Below are 9171 nucleotides of genomic sequence, written 5' to 3' on the forward strand. Positions count from 1 at the left end.
TTATTTTTTTTCTAATAATCAAGCAATTTCTTCTTTATAAATTGGCCCTTCTTCAGTTCAAGGAGTTTCTAAAATAATTGGAATATTATCAAAATCTGGATCATGTACAATTTGTCTCAACGTTTCATAACCAATGAATCCTCTTCCGATATTTTCGTGACGATCTTTATGTGATGCTAAAGAGTTTTTTGAATCGTTTAAATGAATTACTTTGATTTCTTTTAACAAATTATATCTATCTAATTCTTTCTTAAAATCATCATATGCATGTAAATTATATCCAGCATCCCAAACATGACATGTATCTAAACATACTGCTAAACGATCTGAGTTAACTCAATCTAGCAAATAGCGAATTTGCTCAAAGTTAATTCCTATTTCACTTCCTTTTCCTGACATAGTTTCAATGCAAATAATTACATCATCTGTTTTGTTGAGGATTTTCTTTAGAGAATCTACTAAAGTATCTAAAGCACTTTGAGAAGTGTATTTAGTGTATGCCCCGGGGTGCAATACTAAATATTTAGCTCCAATATAATTCATTCTTTGGATTTCTTTAACCAAAAAATCAATCGAAAAATCAGCTTTGTCAGGATTAGCTGGATTGACGATATATGGTGCATGCACAATAATATCTTCTTTAGCAATTTGATTTTGATAAATCATTTCGTATTGAGATAAATTGTAAGCTTCTACGTTAACTCTTAATGTTGTTTGCGGAGCTCCTAAGTAAATCATCATACAATTAGCACCGTTGGAAATTGACTCAGCTGCTGCTGCTGACAAATATCCAGGTTTTTTAAATGAGATATGCGAACCAATTTTAATCATGATTTTCCTTTAAATCTTGTGATACTTTTTTCTCTTTTGGTTGTTTAGATTCTTTGTCTTGTTTTGGTTTGCTTAAGTGGGTTTGAATTTGTTGCAAGAAACTTCCGGCAATAACCCCTGATGGAATGGCAATAATAGCAATACCTAAAATCGAAACAACAATAACAATAAATTTTGCAGTTGGTGAATGAGGTGAAAAATCTCCATATCCAATTGTAGTTAATGTAATGGTAGTAAAGTAAAGCGAATCTCAAAAGTTCGTTACTGTTCCACTAGTAGAAGGAGCTTCAGCGGGTAAACTTTCAACTAAAGCATTATATGCTTCGTTTTCATTGCCACTTTGAGCCAAAAAGAGATTATAACTATCTTCATGAGCTTGAATAAATTCGGCTTTATTTTTGTTAATTTCGCTAATTTCGGCATTTCAAATCACAAGTGCAAAAATAGTTATAAGTACTAAAATCATAATAAAAACATAAATTAAGACCTTTTTTTGACTTGCAAAAACATCAAAAATAATTTTAAAAGGCGAAAACAGTCTAAGGACAAGTAATAGCCGAATAATTCTAACTAATGAAAAGGTATTAAACACATTAAGAACATGACTATTAATAGCGTTTTTACCAGCAAAAATAGTCACAACATTTACTGATGCCAAAATACATAAAAAAATTACTATTGAAGTAAAACTATAGGAAAAACGCAAGTAAGACTTTCATCGTGGAACATTTGTTTCTCGAAGAGGATAAGTTAAAATATGCGCTAAATAGTCAATAATAAAAATAAAGAATACCGGAACTTGAGCTAAGGTTAAAAAAACTTTAGCCGCAGTTGAAGCCTCTTGTCCGCTTGGAATAAAAAGAATTAAAAAGGAAGCAATGCAAGCAAATATAATTCCAGAAGCATAACCATATTTTAAAATATTTAAGAATTTGGTTTTAACTCCTTTGTTATTCTTTTGTAGTTTAACATCGCTTCAAACTATTGGCAAAATAAGAAGTAATCATTGATTTAATTTTTCATTTAAGTTTATTCACAATTTGTTTTTAATCATGTTTTAATGATATCAAAAAATAGAAAAATCATGCGTAGTTTCGCATGATTTGATGTAAATTCAAGTAGTAATTATGAGAATAAAATTAAACAAGTTCAATGATTGCCATACGTGTAGCATCACCTAAACGTTTAGGAAGTTTGATAATTCTGGTGTATCCACCTTGTCTTTCTTGATATTTAGGTCCAATAGTATCAAAAAGTAATTTTAATGCACTAGTTCCTTCTGCGTTTTTAATATCTCTAAGATAAGCAGCAGCAGCTCTTCTATTTGCTAAAGTAGGGTTTTTTGCTTTAGTAATCATTCTTTCAGTGTGTCTTCTAAGTTCTTTTGCACGGGTTAAAGTTGTTGTAATTCTACCATTTACAAGTAATTCGGTAGTAAGTGAACGCATTACACCATTACGTCATTTTGTGTCACGTGAATAAATTTGGGTTGGGTTTGCCATTATTCATCCCCCTCTCTAAGTGATAAACCATATTCTTTGAGTTTTTCTTCGATTTCATCAAGTGATTTTTTACCAAGATTTTTAGTTTGTTCAAGTTCTTCTTTGCTCATTTGAGCCACATCACCAATGGTGTATTTGTGGATTTTCTTTAAAGCATTGAATGAACGAACTGAAAGTCCCATTTGATCAATTGGCATATCTGTTTCTTGTTGCTTTTCTTGCACTTCTTCTTCTTGAACTGCAAAAATATCAACATCTAAACGATCAACATTTCCAATTAATTCTAAATGACCAATTAAAATTTCACATGCTTGTTTAAGAGCATCTTTTGGTCTAATTGTTCCATCTGTTTCAATATCGATAGTTAACTCTTCTTCAATTTGAGGTGAAGCTGTGTTAAGTTCTCTTTGAGTATAAGCCACTTTTTTCACTGGTGAGAAATTTGAATCCACAGCAAGATAGTTTGCTCTTTTAATGTTGGTATTTAATTTATCAATTACAGTTTGTAAAAAGGCTTTGTTTTCATCAAATGGAACATATCCACGACCTGGACGCATAAACATTTCAAGTTTTAAAGCACCTTCTGATTGTACAGTAGCAATATGTACGGCTTGATCAACTACTTCGATTCTTCCATGCGAAACTACTTCAAGAGATCTAGCGGTAATTTTACCTGTTCCTTCAATAATAAGTTCTGCTTTAACAATGTCGTTATCTTGAACATTTTCAGGATCGTAAGTAAAACGAACCTTTCTTAAATTCATTAAAATGGTAGGTACATCTTCTACAACATCTTTAATAATTTGAAATTCGTGATCTACTCCTTCGATTCTTACACAAAATGGTGCAAGTGAAGTAATATTTGAAAGTAATGCTCTTCTAAGTGGCACTCCTAATGTTTGAGCAAAACCTCTTTCTAATGGTTTTAAAGTAAAAGCGGTTTTAAATTCACTATTACTATCAATTGATGTTTTTTCTAGATATTCGAGTTTTTTCATTTTTTCCATAAACTCACTCCTTTATCACTTATTTAATTATTTTCTTGCACGTTCACGTTTAAGGACACGTTTTGGAGGTCTTGTTCCATTGTGTGGTGTAGGGGTAACATCTCTAATTTCAGTTACTGTAATTCCTGAAACTTCGATTTGTTTTCTTGCAGCGTCTTTACCAGCTCCAAGTCCTTTAAGTTCAACTTTAACAGATTTAACTCCGTGTTCTTTTGCAGCTTCTGATGCAGCAGCAGCAGCTAAACCAGCTGCATAAGGAGTTTTTTTCTTGCTCCCTTTGTATCCAATTGCACCAGCTGAACTTCAAGCAATTACATTCCCTTGTTCATCTGCAAAGGTAATAATAGTGTTGTTGTTAGTTGAGTGGATGTGAGCAACAGCTGTAGTAATATTTTTCTTTTTAGTTTTACGAGCCATTATTATTTACCTTTCTTTCCAGCAACAGTTTTTCTAGGACCTTTACGTGTACGAGCATTTTTCTGAGTGCTTTGTCCACGAACTGGAAGCCCTTTTCTGTGTCTAATTCCACGGTAGCATTTAATTTCCATTAAACGCTTAATATCAAGGTTAACTTGTCTTCTTAAGTCACCTTCAGTTGTATATTCTTTAGCTGCTTCACGAATACGTGAAAGCTCTTCTTCTGAAAGATTTTTTACACGAGCATCTTCGCTAATTTTAGCGGTTGCACAAATTTGTTTTGCAGTAGTTTTTCCAATACCATAAATGTATGTAAGTGAAATTACAACACGTTTATCATTTGGAATTTCAACGTTTAAAATTCTAGCCATTTATAATTCCCTTCTATCCTTGTCTTTGTTTGTGTTTTGGATTAATGCAAATTACACGAATAATTCCTTGACGTTTAATGATTTTACAATCTTTACACATTTTTTTAACACTTGCTCTAACTTTCATGTTTCTCCTTTATTTATGACGGTAAGTAATCCGACCTTGAGTAAGGTCATATGGACTAACTTCAACGTCAACATAATCACCAGGCAAAATACGAATGTGATTTACACGCATTTTTCCTGAAATATGAGCTTTAATTACTATTCCGTTTTCAAGTTCAACTGAATATAAATCAGATGAGTGTGTTTCCTTGACAACGGCCTTGAATTTGATTGCATCTTTAGCCAAATTAAATTCCTTTCGTCAACACTATTCCTTTACCATCTTGAATTAAAACAGTATGTTCATAGTGTGATGTATTAGTTTGGTCAACAGAAGTAACGGTTCAACCGTCACTAAGAATCTTGACTCCGGGACTTTGAGTAATCATTGGTTCAATACATATTACCATCCCGTCTTCAAGTAATGGACCGGTTCCTTTTTTACCAGAATTATATACATCTGGCGATTCATGAAGTTCTTTTCCAATTCCATGACCACAAAATTCTTGTGGTGTGTAGTAACCAGCTTTGGCAATATAATTCCCAATTGCATGAGATATATCACCTATACGTGCTCCTTTTTTGATGGCTTTAAGTCCTGCACGAAAAGCTCCTCTTGCTACATTAATTAGCTCTTGGTTACTTTTTGAGACAACTCCAACACCAATAGTAAAAGCACTATCTGAATTATATCCTTCAAAAATACATCCTAAATCTACTTTCAGTAAATCCCCATCTCTAAGGATGTAATTATTTGGGATACCATGGATCAATTGTTCATTAACAGAGAGACATGCAGTCCCTGGAAAGCCATAAAGACCGAGAAAGGCAGGCTTGGCGTTTCGCTTAATAATTTCATTAAAAGCTAATTGATCAATCTCTTTTAATGAAACTCCTGGTCTTACAAAATCATAAATAACTTGTTTGACTTCTGCCAAGATTTTGCAACTTTTGGTAATTTTTTGAATTTCTTCTGGGGTTTTTACCCAAGGTTTTTTAATTTTTTTATTCATATATTTAAAAAGTATGTAAATTTTACCATTTTATGATAATTTTTCAAGTACTTTTGTAGCGATTTCTTCTGGGGTTGAAGTTGCTTGAATTTGTTCTAAATTACCTATTTGTTGGTAGTACTCAATAAGAGGTTTGGTTTGCTCCTGATAAATATCTAATCTATGCTTAATAGCATCAATTGTATCGTCTTTACGGATTTGTAATGGTGAATTATCATTGTCACAAATTTCAGGTTTTTTAGGCGGCATAAACTTCACATGATATCCAGTTTTGCATACGGGGCAACTTCTGCGACCACTTAAACGTTCATAAATGAGCTCTTCAGGCGCTACCAATTCAATTACCTTAAAATTAAATCCAGGCAAGGAATTTAAAAATTGCGCTTGTGCTAATGTTCTTGGATATCCGTCTAAAATAAAATGCTTGTTTTGTTTTTGTAATTTCTCAAGTGCATTTTTCACAATTGCATTAGTAATTTCATCAGGAACATATCCACCTGTGGTAACAATTTTTTCCACTTCAAGTCCTAATGTTGTTTTGTTGGCAATTTCTTCACGAAAAATATTCCCTGTAGAAATATGTACTAAATCAGTTTTAGAAGCCAATAATGAAGCAACAGTTCCTTTACCAACTCCTGGTTGTCCCATAAAAATTAAATCTTTTGTTATCATAATAATCCTTCTGATTCTTCCTTGTGTTTTCTTTCTTGAAGTTCTCGCGAAGCAGCAAGGTATTCTCTTGAGAGTACTTTAGCTCTTGAAAGGCGGTGTGTCTTACGCCGAGCTTGTAATTGCGCTACTGTTTCAAGTGCTACTGAGACTAAAATCATTAACGAAGTTCCACCAAATGATGTCGCAGGATTAAGAGCTCCAGTTAAAATTTCAACAAATTGCATTGATGCTAGAATAACAAGATAAAAGGCAGAGAATAAGCTAAGACGAAAAACAATCGCAATTAAATAATCTTGCGTTTCTTCTCCTGGTCTAACTCCAGGAATAAAAGTTGAATTTTTAGCAAAGTCTTCAGCAATTTTATCAGCTCTTGATTGTTGAAGCCCCATTACAATTGAAAAGACAAAAGTAATAAAAATTAAAAGCGAAAGACCTATTGGTTGAGTAAATTGTAAGTTAATATTAATTCATTGTTTTGAAGCACTATCATTAGGTAAGAAATTAACAATCATCGATGGAAAAGAAAGCACCATCATAGCAAAAATAATTGGCATAACTCCACCTGGGTTAAGTTTGATTGGTAATTTTCCCATTTCTTTTAAATTACGGCTTCTTCCGGCTCCAATTTGTTGAATCGGCACTAGCCGTTCGGCATTATAAAAAATCGAAACAATGACAACGCAAATAAGGTAAGCGATAATATAAGTAATGAATTGTATAATTCCTACCAAAGTACCATTAGCACTTCCTAAATCCCCAATATAGTGCCCATAAGCACTTTGGAATTGATATGGTAATCTTGAAGCAATTCCAACAAAAATAATCAAACTAGTTCCATTCCCAATACCCTTATTTGTAATTTGTTCAGAAATAAAAAGAGCAAGTAATGAAGCTGCAGTTAAAATTGTAGGCAAAATAAAATAAGTTAAACTAACTTCCGAAAAAGGAATATTATCAGCAAAACGAATATATGAGCTATATTGCCCTCCTGCTGAAAGAGATTTCATTAAAAATACCGCTTGAGGATAAGCAATAATTAAGGTCGCAAAACGAGTAATAATGTTGATTTTACGTCTCCCTTGCGGTCCACTTTGTGATAATTTATAAATTGGAGGGAATAGTCTAGTTTGCAAAATCATCATAATTAATGATGCATTAATAAACGGGCTAATTCCTAACGCAAAAACAGAGAACTGTTTTAGTCCTCCTCCACCAATTAAATTTAATGTATCAATAAATGAATTGCTCTGTCCTAAACTAGAAGCTGCATTTAATTTGATAAATGGTGCTGTAATGGTTGTACCAATAACAAAAATACTTAACAATAAAAATGTATAAATAATTTTTTTGCCAATATCTTTTGTACTTCAAAATGATTTTCAATTATTTTGAACTTTATAAAATAACCGTGATACAGCAAAACTAACATTTTGCAATCTCATTAATATTTTATACCTTTCTAAAATACCTTTAAAGTATATCAAAAATACCTTATTTTATAAACAAATAGGTCCTTAATTTCAAAGCATAAAAAAATGTGCTTGCGCACATAATGCACTTTGAAAACTGAATAGTAATGATGAAAATAATTCATTAAAATGTCTAAATACATCTTAACTTTTAAACCTATCAATTTATTAGTAATGGTCAGCTGAATGTATTACTACACTTACACTTCCATCCTATCAACCTCGTAGTCTACAAGGAATTTCAAGGGAATACTTATCTTTGAGGAGGCTTCCCACTTAGATGCTTTCAGCGGTTATCCTTTCCGTACTTAGCTACCCTGCTATGCTTCTGGCGAAACAACAGGAACACCAGCGGTACGTCCACTCCGGTCCTCTCGTACTAAGAGCAGCTCTCATCAATATTCCAACGCCCACATCAGATAGGGACCGAACTGTCTCACGACGTTCTGAACCCAGCTCGCGTACCGCTTTAATTGGCGAACAGCCAAACCCTTGGAACCGACTCCAGCTCCAGGATGCGATGAGCCGACATCGAGGTGCCAAACCTTGCCGTCGATGTGATCTCTTGGGCAAGATAAGCCTGTTATCCCCAGGGTAACTTTTATCCGTTGAGCGACTGCCGTTCCATGACGTACAGCCGGATCACTAAGTCCTGCTTTCGCACCTGCTCGACTTGTAGGTCTCGCAGTCAAGCACACTTCTACCTTTGCGCTCTACATACGGTTTCTGACCGTATTGAGTGTACCTTTGAACGCCTCCGTTACCTTTTAGGAGGCGACCGCCCCAGTCAAACTACCCACCACGCACTGTCCCCCTACCGGATAACGGTAGCAGGTTAGAAACTCAACATACCAAGGGTGGTATTTCAAGGACGACTCCTTTAAGGCTAGCGCCTTAAGATCATAGTCTCCCACCTATCCTACACATGTTAGGCCAAGTTCCAATACGAAGTTGTAGTAAAGCTCCATGGGGTCTTTTCGTCTTGATGCGGGTACCCAGCGTTTTCACTGGGACCATAATTTCACCGAGTCTAGTGTTGAGACAGTTGAGAGATCATTGCGCCTTTCGTGCAGGTCAGTATTTAGCCGACAAGGAATTTCGCTACCTTAGGACCGTTATAGTTACGGCCGCCGTTCACCCGGGCTTCACTTCAATGCTTCGCATAAGCTAACACATCTGCTTAACCTTCGGGCACTGGGCAGGCTTCACCCCCTATACTTCATCTTACGATTTAGCAGAGAGCTGTGTTTTTGATAAACAGTTGCCCCTCACAATTTACTGTGGCCATCAAGATGGCACCCCTTCTCGCGAACTTACGGGGTTAATTTGCAGAGTTCCTTAACACTAGTTTTCTCGCTCGCCTTAGAATACTCATCTTGGGAACGTGTGTCCGTTCTCGGTACAGGTATCTATGAGTTTAACGTTTAGAAGCTTTTCTTGGAAGCATGAAATCACACAATTCAGCATGCGCCTATGCATCACTTATCCCGGTTATAGAACACGCATTTAACTATGTTCACCAGTTTAAGCTTACCCCCAAATCCAATAATAGGTAGTGCTATCCTTCTCCGTCACTCCATCACAGTCATAGATAGTACGGGAATATTAACCCGTTGTCCATCGGATACGCTTTTCAGCCTCTCCTTAGGTCCTGACTAACCCTGGGTGGACGAACCTTGCCCAGGAAACCTTTCCCAATAGGCGTCGTGGATTCTCACCACGAATCGTTACTCATACCGGCATTCTCACTTCTAAGCGCTCCACCAGTCCTCACGGTCTGACTT

At 35.1% G+C, this 9171-nt stretch carries 11 protein-coding genes and 1 rRNA gene; all 12 read right to left on the reverse strand.

Features of this window, described 5'->3' with window-relative positions; translation table 4 throughout:
- On the reverse strand, positions 1 to 831 hold the full coding sequence (locus Q349_RS03215) for a deoxyribonuclease IV (RefSeq protein WP_036464966.1): 831 nt from the start codon (positions 829 to 831) through the stop codon (positions 1 to 3).
- Entirely contained in the window at positions 824 to 1885 is a 1062-nt protein-coding gene (locus Q349_RS03220) for a potassium channel family protein (RefSeq protein WP_051616808.1), read from the reverse strand. Before Q349_RS03220 ends, Q349_RS03215 begins: the two co-directional genes overlap by 8 nt.
- An 85-nt stretch (positions 1886 to 1970) precedes the next feature.
- Positions 1971 to 2333: a 50S ribosomal protein L17 gene (rplQ, locus tag Q349_RS03225; protein ID WP_036464968.1), complete on the reverse strand. Its 363-nt coding sequence runs from the start codon at positions 2331 to 2333 to the stop codon at positions 1971 to 1973.
- On the reverse strand, positions 2333 to 3340 hold the full coding sequence (locus Q349_RS03230) for a DNA-directed RNA polymerase subunit alpha (RefSeq protein WP_036464970.1): 1008 nt from the start codon (positions 3338 to 3340) through the stop codon (positions 2333 to 2335). The genes rplQ and Q349_RS03230 overlap by 1 nt, the downstream gene beginning before the upstream one ends.
- 27 nt (positions 3341 to 3367) lie before the next feature.
- Positions 3368 to 3757 (reverse strand): 30S ribosomal protein S11, encoded by a 390-nt coding sequence (gene rpsK / locus Q349_RS03235; protein ID WP_036464971.1) that lies wholly within the window; start codon positions 3755 to 3757, stop codon positions 3368 to 3370.
- Positions 3758 to 3759: 2 nt separating this feature from the next.
- Positions 3760 to 4128 (reverse strand): 30S ribosomal protein S13, encoded by a 369-nt coding sequence (gene rpsM, locus Q349_RS03240; RefSeq protein ID WP_036464973.1) that lies wholly within the window; start codon positions 4126 to 4128, stop codon positions 3760 to 3762.
- A 13-nt stretch (positions 4129 to 4141) separates the two neighbouring features.
- Positions 4142 to 4255: a 50S ribosomal protein L36 gene (gene rpmJ / locus Q349_RS03245; protein WP_036464975.1), complete on the reverse strand. Its 114-nt coding sequence runs from the start codon at positions 4253 to 4255 to the stop codon at positions 4142 to 4144.
- Positions 4256 to 4264: 9 nt separating this feature from the next.
- A complete protein-coding gene (infA, locus tag Q349_RS03250; protein WP_036464976.1) occupies positions 4265 to 4480 on the reverse strand; it encodes a translation initiation factor IF-1 in 216 nt (71 codons plus the stop codon).
- Position 4481: 1 nt separating this feature from the next.
- Positions 4482 to 5246 (reverse strand): type I methionyl aminopeptidase, encoded by a 765-nt coding sequence (gene map, locus Q349_RS03255; protein WP_036464978.1) that lies wholly within the window; start codon positions 5244 to 5246, stop codon positions 4482 to 4484.
- 30 nt (positions 5247 to 5276) lie between these two features.
- Positions 5277 to 5918, reverse strand: a complete 642-nt coding sequence (locus tag Q349_RS03260; RefSeq protein WP_036464979.1) for an adenylate kinase family protein — start codon at positions 5916 to 5918, stop codon at positions 5277 to 5279.
- Positions 5912 to 7354 carry a preprotein translocase subunit SecY gene (gene secY / locus Q349_RS03265; RefSeq protein WP_036465053.1) on the reverse strand — a complete coding sequence of 481 codons (1443 nt, stop codon included), beginning with the start codon at positions 7352 to 7354 and terminating at the stop codon, positions 5912 to 5914. The genes Q349_RS03260 and secY overlap by 7 nt, the downstream gene beginning before the upstream one ends.
- A 180-nt stretch (positions 7355 to 7534) precedes the next feature.
- Positions 7535 to 9171, reverse strand: a 23S ribosomal RNA gene (locus Q349_RS03270); the annotation flags it as partial.

This window comes from Mycoplasmopsis sturni DSM 22021 (assembly GCF_000701485.1).
Lineage (GTDB): Bacteria > Bacillota_I > Bacilli_A > Mycoplasmatales > Metamycoplasmataceae > Mycoplasmopsis > Mycoplasmopsis sturni.